The sequence below is a fragment of the Streptomyces sp. ADI95-17 genome (genome assembly GCF_003846175.1).
In the GTDB taxonomy this organism is placed as follows: domain Bacteria; phylum Actinomycetota; class Actinomycetes; order Streptomycetales; family Streptomycetaceae; genus Streptomyces; species Streptomyces sanglieri.
Window position 1 is genome coordinate 197,557 of the sequence record NZ_ML123052.1, and the last position, 16,723, is coordinate 214,279.

At 65.2% G+C, this 16,723-nt stretch carries 10 protein-coding genes; 1 reads left to right on the plus strand and 9 read right to left on the minus strand.

Features of this window, described 5'->3' with window-relative positions:
• Window positions 1-6: 6 nt before the first annotated feature.
• From EES42_RS38190 to EES42_RS38215, 6 genes are all read right to left on the minus strand, one after another.
• A complete protein-coding gene (locus EES42_RS38190) occupies window positions 7-690 on the minus strand; it encodes a hypothetical protein (protein WP_124722793.1) in 684 nt (227 codons plus the stop codon).
• The gene (gene dpdH / locus EES42_RS38195; protein ID WP_124722794.1) at window positions 687-3,737 is read right to left on the minus strand and encodes a protein DpdH; all 3,051 of its coding nucleotides are present in this window, start codon (window positions 3,735-3,737) and stop codon (window positions 687-689) included. Before dpdH ends, EES42_RS38190 begins: the two co-directional genes overlap by 4 nt.
• A complete protein-coding gene (gene dpdG / locus EES42_RS38200) occupies window positions 3,730-4,596 on the minus strand; it encodes a protein DpdG (protein WP_071339517.1) in 867 nt (288 codons plus the stop codon). Before dpdG ends, dpdH begins: the two co-directional genes overlap by 8 nt.
• Window positions 4,596-7,190: a protein DpdF gene (gene dpdF / locus EES42_RS38205; RefSeq protein ID WP_124722795.1), complete on the minus strand. Its 2,595-nt coding sequence runs from the start codon at window positions 7,188-7,190 to the stop codon at window positions 4,596-4,598. The genes dpdG and dpdF overlap by 1 nt, the downstream gene beginning before the upstream one ends.
• A complete protein-coding gene (dpdE, locus tag EES42_RS38210) occupies window positions 7,190-10,591 on the minus strand; it encodes a protein DpdE (protein ID WP_124722796.1) in 3,402 nt (1,133 codons plus the stop codon). Before dpdE ends, dpdF begins: the two co-directional genes overlap by 1 nt.
• 1,347 nt (window positions 10,592-11,938) lie before the next feature.
• Complete coding sequence (locus EES42_RS38215; protein ID WP_124722797.1) at window positions 11,939-12,772, minus strand: hypothetical protein; 834 nt, start codon at window positions 12,770-12,772, stop codon at window positions 11,939-11,941.
• A gap of 138 nt (window positions 12,773-12,910) precedes the next feature.
• Between EES42_RS38215 and EES42_RS38220 the strand changes: the two genes are divergently transcribed.
• Window positions 12,911-13,162, plus strand: a complete 252-nt coding sequence (locus tag EES42_RS38220) for a hypothetical protein (RefSeq protein WP_124722798.1) — start codon at window positions 12,911-12,913, stop codon at window positions 13,160-13,162.
• A gap of 347 nt (window positions 13,163-13,509) precedes the next feature.
• Here the strand turns inward: EES42_RS38220 and EES42_RS38225 are convergent, their stop codons facing one another.
• The 3 genes from EES42_RS38225 to EES42_RS38235 all read right to left on the minus strand — a co-directional run bounded on the left by EES42_RS38225 (window position 13,510) and on the right by EES42_RS38235 (window position 16,361).
• The gene (locus EES42_RS38225; RefSeq protein WP_124722799.1) at window positions 13,510-14,460 is read right to left on the minus strand and encodes an integrase; all 951 of its coding nucleotides are present in this window, start codon (window positions 14,458-14,460) and stop codon (window positions 13,510-13,512) included.
• A gap of 390 nt (window positions 14,461-14,850) precedes the next feature.
• Window positions 14,851-15,534: a hypothetical protein gene (locus EES42_RS38230; protein WP_124722800.1), complete on the minus strand. Its 684-nt coding sequence runs from the start codon at window positions 15,532-15,534 to the stop codon at window positions 14,851-14,853.
• A gap of 344 nt (window positions 15,535-15,878) precedes the next feature.
• Window positions 15,879-16,361 carry a hypothetical protein gene (locus EES42_RS38235; protein ID WP_124722801.1) on the minus strand — a complete coding sequence of 161 codons (483 nt, stop codon included), beginning with the start codon at window positions 16,359-16,361 and terminating at the stop codon, window positions 15,879-15,881.
• Between the last annotated feature and the right edge of the window lie 362 nt (window positions 16,362-16,723).

Genomic DNA, 16,723 nt, shown 5'->3' on the forward strand with positions numbered 1-16,723 from the left:
AGGTCGTCAGTCCGCCTTCCGAGTGACGGTAAACCAGCAGTCCTGGTCGTAGTCTCGCAGCAGCGTGATGTCCGCGTCGGTGAGCTCTCGAAGAGTGACCCCGCCTGCGTCGAGCCGGTTGATGAGCTCGAGGAGTTCTTCCGGAGCATCGTCCGGTGCGTGCTCGAGGAGCCTCAGCAGCGCGTTGCGATCGGTACAGAATGTGAGGATGCTGGCACTGTCGACCTTGGAGCGATTCGCCTTGGTCTTCATCGACTCGTAGAGCGCGGCCGCTTCCAGTCGCTCATCGGTGCCAAGAGTGACGAACCGAGCCGGAGAGACCTCTTGGATCTGTGCGGTGGCCCATGCCTTCCAGAGCTGTCTGAGCGAAGTACTCAGCTCGCTGGTGAATGCGTCCAAGGCGCGCTTGGCATCGAGGAAAGCCCGGTCGCCGGGCAGGCCACCTCGCGACTTCGACTCGAGCTTGGCCCGTGCAGCCTCGAACCCAGACACGTCCAGAGCCTGACCGGTGCGCTCACGCAGCAAAACCGCGGTCTGCTGCTGGACCATCGCGGCCTGCAAGGCTGCACGCACCTCATCGATACGCTGGAGCACCCGCTCCTGTTCGGCCCGCTCCTTTTGGCCTTCGGAGATGCTGCGGGCGATGTTCTGCAGTTCCTGAGCCTTCTCCAGAACCGTAACGCTGCTCACTTGCCTGCCTCCGCGTGCGTACTAGCGTCATCTACGGCCTGCTTCCATTCCCCCAACAGACCTGCCAACTGCTCCGCAGCGTCGCTGACCGCGTTCTGGTTCTGCATCCGCGCCGCAGCCAGGGCCGTGTCCAGCAAGGAGTCGACAACCGTGAGGTAGTCGCGCATCTCCCGCAGATGTGGGGACCGAATCGGGGCCACCACAGCCAGGAGGCTTTCGGCCGACGAGTCCTGGAGGCTGTCGGTGACGCGAGACAGGTCCTTCTCCAGTACGGACAGCGTGGTCCAGTCGGCTTCCGCGACTGCTGCAGCCCGACTGTCCAACTCACGCTCCAGGGGTCCCGTGATGCCCTCTGCCTTTGCCATCTGCAGGGCCGTGGACACTTGCTGGACGAGGCGGTCACCGGGGCCGCTCGCCCTGGGGAAGCGCTCTCGGATCTCGCCGAAGAGCGTACGTAGTTCCTGGAGTTGACCGCGCACTACGGATTGCCACCCTGCACGCAGGGGCTGGCCGGCGCTCTTGACCCATTGCGGAAGTTCCACGGCCGACAAGTCCCAATGCGCCGCGGCCTCCTTTACGAGAGGAAGGGCACGTGTAGCGTCAACGACGTGGACCGCTCCGGTGGAACCCTGTCCGATTCCCAGCGAACTCAGCAACGACTCCACGAGACTGCTGCGATGCTGCATGTGCACATTGAGTCTCTCCATCCATGCCTCAGTGCGCGACGACACGTCCGGCCGCACCCACTCGTTCCCTACATCGAATGCTGCTGCGTACAGGGTCTCGATCGGCATACCGGGAACGACACGTCCGGCCAGCGCAGCGCCGAGCAAAGAAACACGCAACCCAGCGATCAAGTCCTTTTCGGTGCGTTCCAGGCTCTGCGCAACGCGCTCTCGCATAGCGGGCCTGGCCGCGTCAGCGATGCTAGCGAGACGAACGATGTCCTTCCCGCGCACCCCATCTACCGCATCCGCGGACAGGCGCAGGAGGCTCTTAAAGAACTCGCCAGTCGCAGGGTTGCGCTTGAGAACGATGGGTGCGCCCGCACTCATCGCCTCTGAACTCGCATCTTCGATTGAGACCTGGTTGGATTTGACGTTCTTCGTATACCATCCGGCCTTTTCGGTGTCGGTGAGGTTAACCGGCTTGACCGGAGGCGTTAGCCAATCCTCCCGGTAAGGGACCGATTTCGAAATGATGGTGCGAATGATTTTTGCCTCGTCCGTGGTGAGGCGAGAACCTGTTGCGGCCCAGTCTTCCACCACTTGAAGCTTTCTCTGCAGAGCGGGCACCTCCTTTTGAGGTGGTGGCAGGGGAGTGCTCTGCTCTTTCTGCGGGGAAACTTGTTGCTTTTCGTGCAGGCCGTCAACAGCCAGGGCAGGTAGGGAAAACGCTTCGCTGATGCCCTGTCGCAGATTCACCAACTGGGGCGGTGCATCGGCCCAAAACTCCAGCGCCGCCCGCCGGCGCTTGGCGTTCAAGGGGTCGTGCGTATCGATATCTTCGCTGACGCTGTTGGGCAATGCCTGGTCGACGCCTCTGACGGACTTGTAGTTCTCCTGGAAGAAGGCGCTCGGGAACTCGCCCTTGCTGATGGCGCTGTACGCGTCGGCCAAGATCGGGATGACTCCGCTGCCCAAAACGTTGCGCGGTACGAAGGCGTACGGGTTCTCCTGCGGAGCCAGGCTGTGAACGACACGCGTCAGAGACGGACGATTGAACGGGTAGAGGCCGAACCCGTCCGCGGAAACACCGAAAGAATCATGACAAAGGCTCTTTACAATGCAATCGTCGCACTTGTTCGGAATCGAACCGCTACCCGCACTCTCCAGCGCACCACGCCCAACTCGAGCGGCGTTGAGGTACCTCGCGACGAACGTGGCGATGTCCTCTGTCCCTGTCTGGCCTTCTCCCAGGACGATGTCCAGGTTGTAGACGAATCCTCCGGTGGAGGTAGCGATCCTGGAGGCTGCCGTTTCCGGAAGGTCGTGGAAGTAACCACTGGTGATCGCCATGAGGGTCCGCATGGGCGCGAGCACCGCATGCCCTTCCCGCTCCGACGTCTCGGTGATCGCGTCGAGCAGGTCACCCTGGACACCTTGGATCAGAGCGAAGTCCTCCACCAGGAGGATGATCTCCTTGCCCTGGCGGGCGTAGATCTTGCGCACCTTCTGCATCCCACCAAGAAGACGACCGCCTCCCAGCGCCGACAGTTCTTGAACGGCCTTGTCCCATTGCTCATTGAGCAACTCCACGGCCAGCACCTGCAACTCATCCCTGGACATGAGGACGCCGAAGATCTGCCGAGTAGGGGCTGCCATGTCGCCGGCGATGGCATCCGGGCTCAAGGGGAGGTCTTCCAGAGAGAAGCGAGGACGACGCTCCTCGCCGGACTCTCGATCGCTCAAGAAGTGCTGGGCGAATTGGGGAATGAACTTGCCGGACTCAAGCATCTGCGCCTGCAGGAGTGGATCTTGCAGAAGCAGCGAGATGCCTTGGGGTCCGACGAGTTGACGCTTCTTCCCGGAGACCGATTCCTTACCGAGGTCCGCCAGAGCGACGCTCAACTGGGTGATGAGGCGGCGCGCCAGCGAGGCAGCGGTGAAGGTCCCGGTGACGTGCCGGATGTCCTTGCGGATCTGCTCGATCTCTTCGTCCTCGACACCGTCGAGGAGGGAGTCGATCACATGTCGCAAACTCGTCTTAGACTTTTCGAGGTAGATGATCTTTCGGTCTTCGGAGGGCTCGATGTTCTCCCTGACCCAGCGGACCAGATGGGACTTGCCAGAGCCTGACTCACCGACCACCGGCAGGAGCAGCGTCCTGGTGTTCGTCCGTCGGTTCAGGAAATCGTCGAGGACGTTCTCCTCCGTGATGCTCTCGCCTGTGCTGTTGAACGACCGGCCAGTAATCCGGGAACGCTGGATGCTCAACGGGGTGTGCGTAGAGAGAAAGACGGCAGGCGAGGCGACGACCGCCTCCGTCTGAATCGTGGAGATGACGTTTTCCACGTCCCAGCAGACGTATCCCTTGAAGTCAGACATTGGTGGCCTCCTGCCGGGTGATGGAGGAACAAAGACGCATGGACAGACGCTCGGGGTCCTGCAACTTGATCGGCTGCTTGGCGTCCGAATCGCTGCTCATGACGAGCCACTTCTCGTGTTCGCCTCGCATCAGGGCGAAGGAGAGTGCCGTGTCGACCGTCCGGTCGTCGGGCAGTCCATAGCCCGAATTCTCTGAGATGCTTCCACCAGGAAGGACAGGAAGGTGTTCACGCAGCAGGCGCAAGACTTCTAGAGCATCCGCAGGAGTGTCTGCCGGCAGGTGCTCTTCCAGCACCTGCCGCACGGCGCAAGTACAGTCCGGAACATAGCGTTGGGCGATGTGCGGAGCCGAGGCGCCCAACCCAAGAGTTCCCGCCCACGCCACGAACGGTGACCATCGTGAACCGTTCACGAAGACCAACTCTCCATCGGGTGCATTCTTTTGGTGCCGGCTGTCCACGAGGGCCCAACTGAAGGACTCCGAGAACGGATCCCGGCTCAGGCTCCACACCAGAGCCCGCCGCAGGTCATCGGCGATCTCGGCCGGTTGGTGCCCATGAAGGCCCAGCACAGCGGCGCGCAGTGCGCGCTGGAAGGCGGCATAGTCGTCCGAACGCAGGTCTGCAAGGGCACCCGACAAGATCCAGGCCTCGCCGTCGCCGCTTTCCTCCGCGAGCCCCAGTGACCGCAGCGTGTTGAGTGCGTAATGGACCGTGGTGGTCTTCTTCGCGTCGAGATTGTGCGGCTCGAGGAAGGTGCGCAGCGTCTCAGACGCCACGGGCCCGGACTGCGAGGCCAGGAAGCGTACGACAGCCCAGATCTCGCCGGGATACGGCACGGGCGTGTTGAGCAATGCCATTATCTGAACTCGCTTCTCACTTGCTGGATGTTCAACGACGGGTGCGTAGTCACGAAGGGCACTCCGGGCCTGGTCGGGTCCTCGATTTGCCGAGGAAGGAGGAGGTACACAGGCTCCCCGTCCTCAAGCCGGTACCGGAGTTCCTCATCGAGGCGCGGCGTCGCGGCATCAGCAACCCAGACGATCGTGGCGGTGGTGCCACTGCCCACAAGGCCGCCGTCGTGATCGACGAGCACCGGATGACCTGGTGCCTGTTGCTGTATCTGCTGGGCCACCTCTTCGCGAACACCAGGGCCGGCGAAGTGAGAGATACCCGACCGCGCCAGTTTCACCAGCACGGGCAACACGTTGTCCTTGTGTTCCGCAGGGCTTTGCCAGTACATGCTGAAGTGCGAGGTCTGCGGGTGCAGGTGGGCCAAAGGACTGGCCGGCGGGGACCACTCAACAGTGGCCGGATCCGGCGAGAGCGGCTTGCGGTACAGGGATGCGACCCCTCCCGGCGGAAGCCCTTGACGTCGGCAGTGAGGACATCCGCGGCAGGCTGCCATGGTGTAGTGACGCCCCCCATTGGCTCCCGTGATCGAGTAGTACTCGGCCAAGGTGTCCGCAATGCACCGCTCGTGGCGCAAGACGCTCAACATCCTCTGCAGAGAGCTCCGCTGGGCATCCTTGATATCCGAGCGGATGCGGTTGTAGGCGTCGTGGAAGTATGTCTCATCGTTGGTCTGCCCATCCACCAGTTCGATCTCGATCCGGTCTCGGGCAGTTTCGTAGAACGCCGTCATCTGCTCCTGCCGGACCGAGGGATCCTCCTCGGACTCACGAACCGGAGGCGTGGGAGGGAAGACCTTGATCATCCCCATGCGATCCATCAGATTGAGCAGACGAACGTTCCAGTCCTTGTGCGTGGCGTACCCAACGGGCAACCGCGGTGGCCGCAGCGTCAAGTCGAGCAAGTACCTGTTCGCGTGAAGGTGCTGTCCTTTGGTGAACATCGCCCGCCACCGTCCCCAAGCGGTGTCTGCCATGAGGATCTTCTGCTCGTTCAGTGACTGGGCTGTGCCATGGTCGCCAGGCGCTGATGCCAGGTAGGAAATCGAGGGACTGCCGTCGCGGCCGCCACGTCCGACCTCCTGGTAGTAGCGGTCCACGGTCTCAGGTACGCACGCGTGCACGACACTGCGTACATCGTCGAGGTCGACTCCCAGCCCGAAGGCGGAGGTGCCGACGACGACGTCGTACTCGGTCGCGACAGCACCATGACTCGTGCGGCCTGACCAGCCCTCGAGCGCGCGACGACGCCTGGCGTCGTTGACGTTCCCGTGTACGACGGCGACCCGGTGCATCCCTGCCGTCCGCAGAGCCTCGGCCCATTCGGTGGCGTGCTTCTTCTGGGTCGTGTACAGCACCATCGGTTTCGGCAGGCGTACCACAGCCCTCAGAACTGCTGCGGACCGCTCCTCTTCCGAGCCGAAGTCGTCCAAGAAGTAGGTAGGCTCGCTGCGCAGTTCGGAAGCCCAGACCACTTTGGTGCGCTCACCGGAACCGAACAGATCCCGTAGCGTCGTCACCTGTTGTTCGGTGAGCGTGGCACTCATCGCAACTGTCCTGGGCGCACGACCCTTGGGAGCGATCTCTCGCCAAGCCCGGTGTGGGGCAGCCAGGCTCTGAAACTCCGAGCGGAACTCGTTGCCCCACTGTTCGACGAGATGTGCTTCGTCCAGTATGACGTAGTTCAGGTGACCGTCTTGGGCGGCATCGCGAAGGGCTGTGCTGAGTCCGGCGACCACAGCTTCGGGAGAGGCGATTACTAGTGCCTGTCGCCCGGCTGAAATGTCCGCGCGCATCTGCTCTTTGTCGGCCTGGTCCAACTCCCCGAAATATGCGTACCGATTGTGCAGAGCGCCGGGATCACGCCTGCTCAGCAGTTCACGGACACGTCGTTCCATGTCGATGGCCAGGACCACGGTGGGCACGACCATCAATGACACGCCACTGTTCCGGCCGGCTAGCATGGCACCGGCCAGTGCCACCGGCGTCTTGCCATGGCCGGTAGGTAGGCAGATCAGAAGGGTCTCACCCGGCGGCATCAGGACGACCGAGCGGGCCGCTTGGCGCTGCCCCTTGGAAAGGTAGTGGTCGTATCCGAGGACGTCCTTCCAAAACGGGTCGGCCGGCGCGGCTTCCAGGACACGGCGCAAGGTGGAGTCCTTGCCGAGGACTGCTTCACGCACCTGTGCAAGCCCTGCTTCGTGCGCCGGTCCGTCACCCTCAACCGGGGCCCATTCCTGACCTCGTAGAAGGACGCGACTTCCGTCGACCAGCACGTTGCAACCGCCCTGCCGCCACTGATCAGCGGTGGGCAGGCCCGCTCGCAACGGCACGGACAAATGGCCCGTGCGCCCCAGCGCCTGGTGGACCAAAAGGAGTTGCCGCGTCAACGAGGCAATGTCCAGCCAGCCGCTAGCGCCGCTCTGCAGCCCAGCCAGGGCGTCCCCCAAACGGCGAAGAACGCCCTTGTCCAGGATGTCCGGCTTCACCTCGGGCCACTCGTTGAGCAGGTGCTGAGCTCTCACCCATGTGTCTTCAGACATCAGTAGGCCAATTCCAATCCGCGGCGCACCAGGCAGGCAGCGGCCACGACCCGGACAACGGGTCGCGACAGCCCTTCGGCAAGAGAAGTCAGCACCTCCGCGTCGGTGACCAGGCTTTCGGTGTCACGAAGAAGCCGGCCAGCCGCTTGCCGCGCTTGGGCCTGCGAGTGCAAAACCGCGGAAACCTCCAGTGCCTTGTGCTGAGCGTCCTGACAGACTGCCGTGAGATCCGTGTGCTGGTGCAGAAACCCCAGCGCTGCTTGCTGGGCGTCACGCACGTACTTGGCCGCGTGCTCCTGGCCTCCGAAGACCTCGAACAACTCCGCAGCACGCTGGCTGTTGTAGTTGCGGTCACCCTTGCTCTTGTCGTACGGACGATTCAGGAAGGCCAACTGGGCGTCCATGGTCACGGGCCGGTTCGTGCCCGACTCGATCCAAACGCGCCTGATGACAGGAGGGAAGACCCGATCCGCCTGGCGGCGCAGAGCCCTTCCGGCGTCCGCACTGCCATTGACGTGCTTCAGTGCGGCAGAGGTGTCCGCCTCGATGAGGAAATCGAAACCGAAGTACGGTTGCGGGCCCTGCCCCGGCGGCATCCCGCGGTCGATCCGCCTGAAGGCGGCACTCTGCCCAAGACTGTCGTTGAGGACGGCATCGGACAGCATGTCCACCAAGGGATTGCCGACGCGGAACAGTCGTGCGTCGCGACTGCGCAGCGCGCGTGACCGGTTGAACATCGCGTGAGCGATCTCATCGTCAGGGAGGCGATCCTTGACCCGCTTCCAGTGACGAGGAGAAAGAAGCGGACGGGTCGAGCCGTCGTTGATCAGAAAGCGCCAAGCCGGGGATCCCTGGATGGAACGATCGAGGTAACGGAGCTTGATACCCCCTCCGGTGGCGTCCGTGTACGCCAGGAACGCCTTTTGCGTCTCGGACCAATCAAGCTCGACTTCCGCCAGCGCAGCCGGAACGCTGCGCAGGCACTGCGTCGACACGTGGATGGACTCCAAAAGGTCCATCTTGCGAATCTCGTTGCGTTCCTTGCCGAGCCGTGCATCCACGGCCTCCTGCTGCGTCACAAGCCCTTCCGGCCCGACCTCGACTGCACCAGTCCATACGCTGGTGACCGACTGGGCTATGGCGTCCTGCAGGGTGGAAACAGAACGGTCGAAGACCCTGTAACCATCCCCGAGAAGGGCGGCCCATGCCTCCGTGAAAGAGCCGTCCGGGCCGTTCTCCTCAGCCAGTCGGAACTGAAGCGCGGGACCAACCGCTCCAGGCAGAACCGGACCGGGATAGCGATCAACGCGGCCCAGACGCTGTTCGAGTTGGTTGGGGGACCAGGGAAGCCTCAGATGGACAACACAGTCGGCTGCCTGCAGGTTCAAGCCGTCTTCGGCCGTGTCATCGACGAGGAGAACCGCCTGCCCAGGCGTTGGGTCTGCCCAACGAGCGACGTCGGTTGCAGCCTGGGCCGCGCCGATGCTACGCGTGTGCTCGGTGATCACTACCTTCGGGAAGTCGGAGCGCAACCGACCTGTGAGCGCGCCAGCCAGTCGGCCGGGTCCACAGAAAACCACGGTGCGCTGTGCCTTCCGCATGACAGGAAGAAACGCCCGGATGATGTGCTTCAGATTCTCCGTGCTCGGCTCGCCCCCTGCAGGCCAGTCTTCCTCAGCCTCGGCCAGCAGGGTCTGTTCGCAGGCAACTACCGGCACACCGCGCAGCAGTTCCCGCTCCCGTAGTGAGAGCCCCGCACGTTCGCCAGCATCGGCGTCGGCCCTCACCCGCCACCGCAGCGCATCGATGGCGTCGTACGGAAGCGCGGGCGCCCGCGACGTGAGAACCGCCATGGGCATGGCGTACTTCGAGAGCTGATCGCTCAGCCCCTCGTTCTCCAGGTGCTCGCGCACCGAGTTCCACCAGAGCATCACGAATTCACTCCCGGCCTCTACGACGGGGGAGGGGGAGTAGAGGGCTTCGGGACGCTGGCGGCCGCGCACCTCATAGGGAAGTGCCTCGGCGTCCGGGCCGCTGGCTTCTTGTAGCACCGCCTCGCGCCGGTTTCGAATCATTCGGCGGTGGATCCGGTACGTCTCACTGATGTGAGCGCGCAGTTCGGTAACCCGACGGGCGAACTCATCCTGCTGATCGGGGTCGCTCACCTCGTCATCCTCGTCGAGCATGTCGAGGACCTCGTCTGCGAGCTGGGTCAGACGCACGTCACTCGAGGGGACCTGTGCTCGAATCTCGTCGATGCTGTCCCGGATGACATACGTGTACTGCGGGTTCAGGGAGTAGACCGAGTTGGCCAACTGCTCGCGCATGCGATAACGGTCCTCGAAGTCCTGACGCCTCTCCCACGAGTAGAGCTCTGGGTCGAGCAGGTGCAGCAGGCCAAGGTTCGTCAGGTAGCCCGACGTCACGGGGGTGGCGGACAGCAGCAGCAGTCGCTCGGCCGAGTGCGCTAGTGCGCACAACTCCTTGTAAGGCGTCTCATCCGGACCTGCCTGCACGAGCGCATGGGCCTCGTCCACAACGACGAGGTCGGCATGCTTGTATCCAGCCCACTTCTCGGGCGTTTCGTGGCTGGTGACGACGATCGTCGCATCAGGGAAGTCCCCGATGTGGAACTTGTCCTTGAGCTCAGACAGCCACTGTCGGCGAAGAGCGGCTGGCGAGACGACCACCACGCACGCAGCCGGATTATCGATGAGGATCTGACGAACGACGTACCCGGCCTCGATCGTCTTCCCCAGGCCGACCTCATCGGCCAGCAGATACCGCTGTACCGGGTCGGAGAGGACCGTGAGCGCGGCGTTCACCTGATGCGGAAAGATCTCCACCGTCGACGAGAGGAACGTACTCATGTCGGCACAGGCACCACGCTGACGGACGAGGTTTTTTAGGACGGGGAGTCTCGCGTCTCGGTACGGCGTCGTGCTGCCACCACGGACGGTCAGATCCGCAGCGGGATCCAGCACCGGGCGATCCCACCGAACGTGGAGATGCTCCTCACGAACAGGCAGGTCGTAGTCCACGTTGGGGAATCTGACGATGTAGGAACGCTGGGCGGGCTCTGCCTGTATGACGCGACCCGCGTTCCATAGCCCGTCCGGACTCCTCCACCAGATGCGCTCCTCGCGCTCCAGGAGGACCCGGTGCACCAGGTGGTCCGCCACCCACTGCGATTGTGCGATCGTCGCGGTCGGCGACTCGAAGTAGTCAACGCGCAGGCGCTCTCCCTCTACCTCCCCGACTTTGCCGATCCCCGGACCTCCCGATATCCGCACAAAGGTACCGAGTCGTCTTACGCCGCTCACGTGACCCTGCTTCACGATCTTGCCCCCGCCTGTTGTGCAGGTCGCCCCTCCCCAGGGCGCAGCGCCCCCCGGCGCCATAGCTGCATATACTTCACCATTTGATCACAAGTTCTTTGGGTTGTCGGGCCCTTGAGGATGTGCCGTTTGCGGCGGCCGGATGCAGTGACACCCCACATGTGCAGCGCGCAACGGATGATAGGGCAGACAAGCCACCTCGTCATCGTTTCCGCAGGTCGAACGCCGAAGAGGGCGCTACCCCATGCGCCGGCCGGGTGGGGTAGTTCACCCGTACTCCACGCGACCACCTCCGACTGCTCTCACCGTGCGCCAGAGGCATTTCATCCCCGAAGTTCAGGTTTTTAACCCTAATGAAAGACTTTGGCGCAGGAGGGATGTGCTCTCCGCGGCGCAGGGGTGCTGACCGGACTGTACGGTGCCGCCACCAGCTACCCCACTCGACCCGTTGACGACACAACGTCTACCGCATCCCACTGACAACGGCCCCGCATGCGTAAGGAACGGCAGCCGCGTGTGGACGCCTTCGCTGACGGTGGAAGGCGGGCAGCGCCGGGAGGGGGGCACCCGCTGGCCGGCTGTCCCCACGCCCAGCCAGCCGCGCGCCGGCGTACGGATATCTCCGCCACGGGGTCTGTCAATCGAACGGCTCTGTCTCACATCCGGTGGTGACGGAAAGTCACGGCGGCGACGAATAGGCCATCGATCACGAATCCGCAGGTCCGTGCACCACAGCGGTCGTTCTCTTGGGCCAACCGATCGGCCCGGCGTCTGTCCGTGAGGGTCTGGCGCGACAAGCTCAGCGCCCCCGATGCGCTGCCATCCGCTTCAAAGCACCGAGGTCAGAGCACCGGCCGCACTCTGCGCAAGGTAGAGATACCCAATACTCACGAGCTGTCACCACCGGATGTGAGACAGAGCCAATCGAACGGTGTAACTAGGGTGCTTGGGGTTACTGACGGGTGGCGGAGAGTCGGCCGTCGAAGGTGATATCGAAGGCGTTCAGGGCGGCCTTCCAGCGGGCCTGGCCCCGGCCGGTGGGGTCGAGAGAGCGCCAGCCGTGTGCGGCCAACCGGGGTTGCCCTGCTACCGGGGCGTGCACAGGCTGCGGTGTATTACGCCTCATTCTGCCGAGTGCGACACATGTCGTGAGCCGCAAAAACACAGCAGAGGCGTTTGGGATTCAGCGCTGCAGCGTTTGGAGGAGTCGCATGGCATCAGGCCTGAGCTGCGACGACTGAGTTTTCGACACATCCCACGAAGGCGGGGCCTTGCGTGAAACGTGGATGAATACTGTGCGCGATGTTCATCCGGTACAGGCAAGGATCTGGGACCGCCACGAGGACGGTCCCAGACAGGGTAGCGGATGGAGGCGGGGCGGTGGGGGCGTGGTTGGTGCCTCGGCTCAGTTCATGATCGTGAGAGGCGCTGGCTGCCCGTGCTGCGAGGCTCCACTGCGACCGTGAGGCCCTCGGAGTAGGTGGGGTCCTCCTGGTAACGGGCGGCTGAAGTGGCGTTCTGGGCCAGGAGGAAGCCGAGCATGACGAGGCTTTGTGCTTCGGCGCCGAAGGCGATCATGCGGCGGTTCCACAGGGAGCGGTCGAACTGTGAGAAGCCGGCTTCGGTGTCTTCGCGGCCGCCGTACAGGTTCTGGTGGACGGCTGTGTCGTCGGGGATCTGCAGGAGATGTTCGGCGCGGTGGAAGCCGGTCTCGGTGTCGCTGCGGCCTTCGTCTCGTTCTCCGGTGGTGCTGGTGACGCCGACGGATTCGCGGTGTTGGTGGGGGCCGCGGGGGCAAGGGACGGTGAGCAGGTGGTACCAGCGGTGGGTGTGGGTGCTGGTGCGGCGTTCGAGTTTGTCGACGGCCAGCGGGATGAGGGTGCTGGTGCCGTCGTCGAGGAAGGCGCGTTCGTGGACGCGGCCGCTGTTGGACCACAGTTCGCGACGGCAGCGGCCGAAGTCCAGGGTGCGGATGTAGAGGGCCTTTGCGCCCTTGTGCTGTTTGTTGATCAGTAGGCGGCCGCGGCGGGCGATGACGTCGCGGTGCATGCCGCGCAGGGCGCCGTCGTAGAGGACGCCCATGCAGCCTTCGGCGGCGTCGAGGATGGCGCAGGCGAGGTCGAGGGCGACGGCGGCCTCGCCTCCGGGCTGGTCGTGGGGGACGTGGGCGTAGCGCAAAAAGACGCGGCGGAAGTAGCCGCGGTGCCGGGTGGAGAAGACCACGAACTTGGAGCCGAGAACCATCGCGCCCTTGTCCTTGCTCTTGTCCTTGTCTGTGTCCCTGTTCTCGTCGCCGTCCGCAGTGGCTTCCGGCGTCGCAGTGGCGGGCGTGCGGCGGTCGGCGCCGCCTTCTTTTTGCCAGGAGGAGGCGGGGTCGACGCGGTGGCTGCGGATCTCTCCGGTGGTGGGGTCGACGCTGAAGGGAGTGGTGGACAGGGTGGGGGACTTGGCGACGGTGCCGTCGCCGGCGATGAGCTGGTGGCGCTGAGGGCTGCTCCAGGAGCGTCGGGCGTCGACGGGCAGCAGGCCTTGGCGCTGGGCCTGGGCCAGGGCGAGGTCGGCGAAGGCTTCGCTGAGGTCTTCCCGGCGGGGGATGAGAAGGGTGCGCTGGGCGTGCTGCCACTGATGGCGTGAGGGCCCGGATTCCGGCAGGCGTGTGGCCTCGTCGGGTCCCAGGTGGTGGGCGACGCCGCTGCGGATCGTCGCCCAGACGTCCGGGTCCTACAGGTCGTCGGCGCAGTAGCGGGCGGAGCCGTGGATGCCGCGCAGGGCGGAAAAGAGGAGGTAGATGTAGGGCGGGTAGTGGGGCGGGCGTCCACGGCGGGGGCCGGGGGGCGGTCTTAAGGAGCTCGGCGAGGAGGTAGATGTCCTCGAAGTGGGCCACGTCCTTGGTCCGCTGGGAGACGGTGCGCAGGTCCAGCTCGCCGGCGCGGCGGGCCGCCTTCTTGCGGACCGCGCGCGGCAGGCGGTCGCCGAAGAGGTCATCGGGCATGTGAGGGGTCCCCGTTCGGTGCTGTGTCGGGTGTCGTTTCGGCGCGCCATCGGTGGCCGATGAGCGCGGCGGTGCTGTCCAGTGAGGTCATGCCGAGGTGGAGGGCCGCGGCCTCGATGCGGCCGGTGCGGGTGTAGGTGGCCCAGCCGGCGTACGCGGTGATCGAAGCGGGCCTTACCGCCGGATCAGCTCCCAGGCCGATGCGTTTGAGCAGGTCGCGCAGGGCGACACAGGCGCGGGCCTGGATCTGCTCGTCGGTGCCCCCTCGGGGGGAGACGGCCAGCCGCGCCCGGTGCTCAGGCGGCACTGTGATGCGCAGGTGGTGGGCGCGGGCGGCCAGTACCTTGGCGCCGAAGGTGTCCAGGGGGCACCAGCGCGGCTGTGTCTTGGCCGAGCCGTGCACCCACACCCGGGCGCCGGGCAGGTCCAGATCGTGTGAGCCGATATGGCCGATCTCGCCGCTGAAGGCGCCCGCCAGGGCGAGCGCGGCCGCAGCGGCATGGCGGGTCGGGCGGGCGGTGAACTGGGCCGCGCGGCGCAGCTCGACGGCCTCGGCCTCCTCCAGCGGACGGGTGGCGCCGCACACGCGCGGGGGCAGGTCGATGTCGCGGGTGGGGTCGGTGTCGGTCAGGGCCAGACGGCGGGCGGTGGCGAAGCACATCCGCAGCACGCTGCGGCGCAGATGCCGGGTGGACAGCGACGCCGGGGCGACGTGTCCGTGGCGGGTGCGGCCGTGCGCATCGATGAACTGCGCGGCCACGGCGGCGTCGACCTCGGCGAGCAAACGCGCGCCGCGGACGGCGGCGAAGGCTGCGAAGCGGTGCAGCAGCTGGCCGAACCGGCTCAGCGTCTGCTCGGACATCTCCCCACGCGCCACCAACTCCTGCCAGGCGGCCAGGACGCCGGTGATGGCGGCACTGAGCGCGATCTCAGCGGCCATCCGCCGCCGCCAGTGCCCTCGCGCGGTCGGCGCGCCACCGAGGCGCAGTGAGCGGATGTACGACGTCGGGCATGGTGCGACCTCCATACAAGTGGTGCGAACATGCACCACCGTGAGGAGGTCGGAGGGCTCCGGCAACAGGAGCGGGCCGTACCGGTGACAGGTGCACCCGTTCGGTGCGGGTGCTGACGTGCGATCAGAAAGCTGGGCAGACTGGGCGGGTAGACATGGGGGTTGGCTCCCTTCGGTGACGGGCTGTCATGCTGTCGGCAGGTGGATGGCGAGGGGATTGAACCCTCCGCGCCCAAGGTTCCAGAGCCTCGCGCGGACACCAGCCGCCACCCTCAGGGCGCCGGCCCGCCTGGTCCGGCGCCCTGGCTGTGCAGGCACTCAGGTGCCGGGGGTCAGGGCGTGCAGGGTCTGAAGGATGCCTTCGAGGAATGCTGAGTAGCGGGCATCGGGCAGGCCCTGGATCTCCGGGCGAGACATGCCGAGCAGCGGTGCGGCGCGCTCAGCTCTCTGTGCTTCGATGTGCCCGGCGTGAGAGGACTCGCTCAGGCTCGACGCCTGTTCCTGCTGTCCCTCTGCTTCTTCCTGGTCCTGTTCCTCCTGCTTCTGCAGGTCAGGGAGCTGCGGGGGTGGAGTGTTCGCCGTGGGCAGGCGGACCAGGAGCCGCTCGGCGTCACGCTCCACGATCAACGCGATGTCCAGCCACTCGACCATGTACTGGCCGCGCATAGGCACCCCGGGCAGGCCGGCCCGCAGAAGGCGGGCCAACTCCTCCTGTGGCAGTGGTCCGTCGGCCAGTAGGTCGGTGGCCGCGGCGGCGGACCAGTGCGTCGAGAGGAGCGGGTGCAGCACCAGCCGCGCCCGCGCGCGGTCGCGCCGCCACGCCTCGGTGAACTTCCGCCCCTGCTCGGTGATCGTGTACTGGCCGCGGCCTGCTGCGAGCAGCCCTACATCGGCCAGGAAGGCCATGCAGTCGCCGACGGTGGCCGCGCCGATGCCGACGCGCTGCGCCAGCGCCGCCCGCTGCACCGGGACGCCGTTGACCGTGAGGGCATCGAGCGCCACGAGGATGTTGATCTGCTTCCCGGGAGCGGCCCGGTAGCTGGGCAGCGTACGACGTCGCGAGGCGGCGGCCCCGCGCCGTCGGTCGCGACGCTTTGCGGTACCGGAACGGCTCGCGTTTCGGCCGGTGCCGGAATCTGCGCGCACAGAGGAGGAAGAAGACACATTGAGTCCATTTCCCGGCCTATTCGAGGCCGAATTCATGCCGGGCTCATGCATCGGCGCGATAAGCGCCTAGAATCAAAGGCGATACGTGAGCTCAGAAGAACGCGTGTCCTCGTGCCGCCGACTTGTCCTCGGCGGCACGTACGCGTGTGCGGGTAATCCAGGTGTCGAAATGGCGTCCGCTACGCATCACCCTCCGCGGCCATCGGTGGAAGCGTGTAGACCCCGGGCGCTACGCGCACCAGCTCTTTATCAGCGACCAGGTGGCTCAGTCGCCGTTTAGCGCTGGCAGGGTTGATGTCCGGGCGCGTGAGGTGCAGGTGCTTAAGGATCTCGGCCCGCTTGGCGCGTCTGCGAGGCCGGACGAAGGCCAGCACCTCCTGGGCGATCGTCCGCGGCTCCTCCTGCAAAGCAGGCTCACGGTGAGGCGGGCGTGGCGGGCCCGCCTGTGGGCTTGTGGCCGGGGCGAGCAGTTCCTCAGCGCTGCGCGTCACACGCTGGGAGACCTCGGCGCGCATATTCGCCGAATCGAACGCCGAGCGGGCGGCAGTCACCTCCGCCTCCGCTACAGCGAGGCGGTCCTTCGCCACGCAGAGCCGCGTGTCGTCCTCCGTGGCCAAAGACCGCAGCTCATCGAGGACAGCCAGGGCCCGCTGCGACTGCATGAAACCCCCCTCGGACATTCCAGTTTAGAGAATCGACGGGTCAGCGCAACCAGCCGTGTCTCAGTGGGATAGATCCTCTCCCGGAATTCCCCCGCAAAGCCACAGTCGGCAAATCTCAGTGACCTCGAACGCGATCCGAAAAGGAACAGGAAGTCCTTTGTTGCGGAAGAGTGCTTCTCAGGTCGCGTCCACCCTGGCCTGGCCTTTCTTGCCCTGACCTCAGTTACTCAGCGTCAGTGTGGCGCGCGGAGAAATGCAGGGGGCGCACGGGAGTGAAATGGCGCTTGCGTGAAGGCGCGGACGCCGGGCCGCTGTGGGCCGACCACGTCTGCCGCGCTCTGGCCATGCCGGCCCCCCCCCGC

Excerpts from the sequence above, each read along its gene's own strand:
- EES42_RS38225 (WP_124722799.1), bottom strand. The coding sequence starts at position 14,460 with ATGGCCGCTGAGATCGCGCTCAGTGCCGCCATCACCGGCGTCCTGGCC.
- dpdH (WP_124722794.1), bottom strand. The coding sequence starts at position 3,737 with ATGTCTGACTTCAAGGGATACGTCTGCTGGGACGTGGAAAACGTCATC.
- dpdG (WP_071339517.1), bottom strand. The coding sequence starts at position 4,596 with ATGGCATTGCTCAACACGCCCGTGCCGTATCCCGGCGAGATCTGGGCT.
- EES42_RS38215 (WP_124722797.1), bottom strand. The coding sequence starts at position 12,772 with ATGGTTCTCGGCTCCAAGTTCGTGGTCTTCTCCACCCGGCACCGCGGC.
- dpdF (WP_124722795.1), bottom strand. The coding sequence starts at position 7,190 with ATGTCTGAAGACACATGGGTGAGAGCTCAGCACCTGCTCAACGAGTGG.
- dpdE (WP_124722796.1), bottom strand. The coding sequence starts at position 10,591 with ATGGCGCCGGGGGGCGCTGCGCCCTGGGGAGGGGCGACCTGCACAACA.
- EES42_RS38235 (WP_124722801.1), bottom strand. The coding sequence starts at position 16,361 with ATGCAGTCGCAGCGGGCCCTGGCTGTCCTCGATGAGCTGCGGTCTTTG.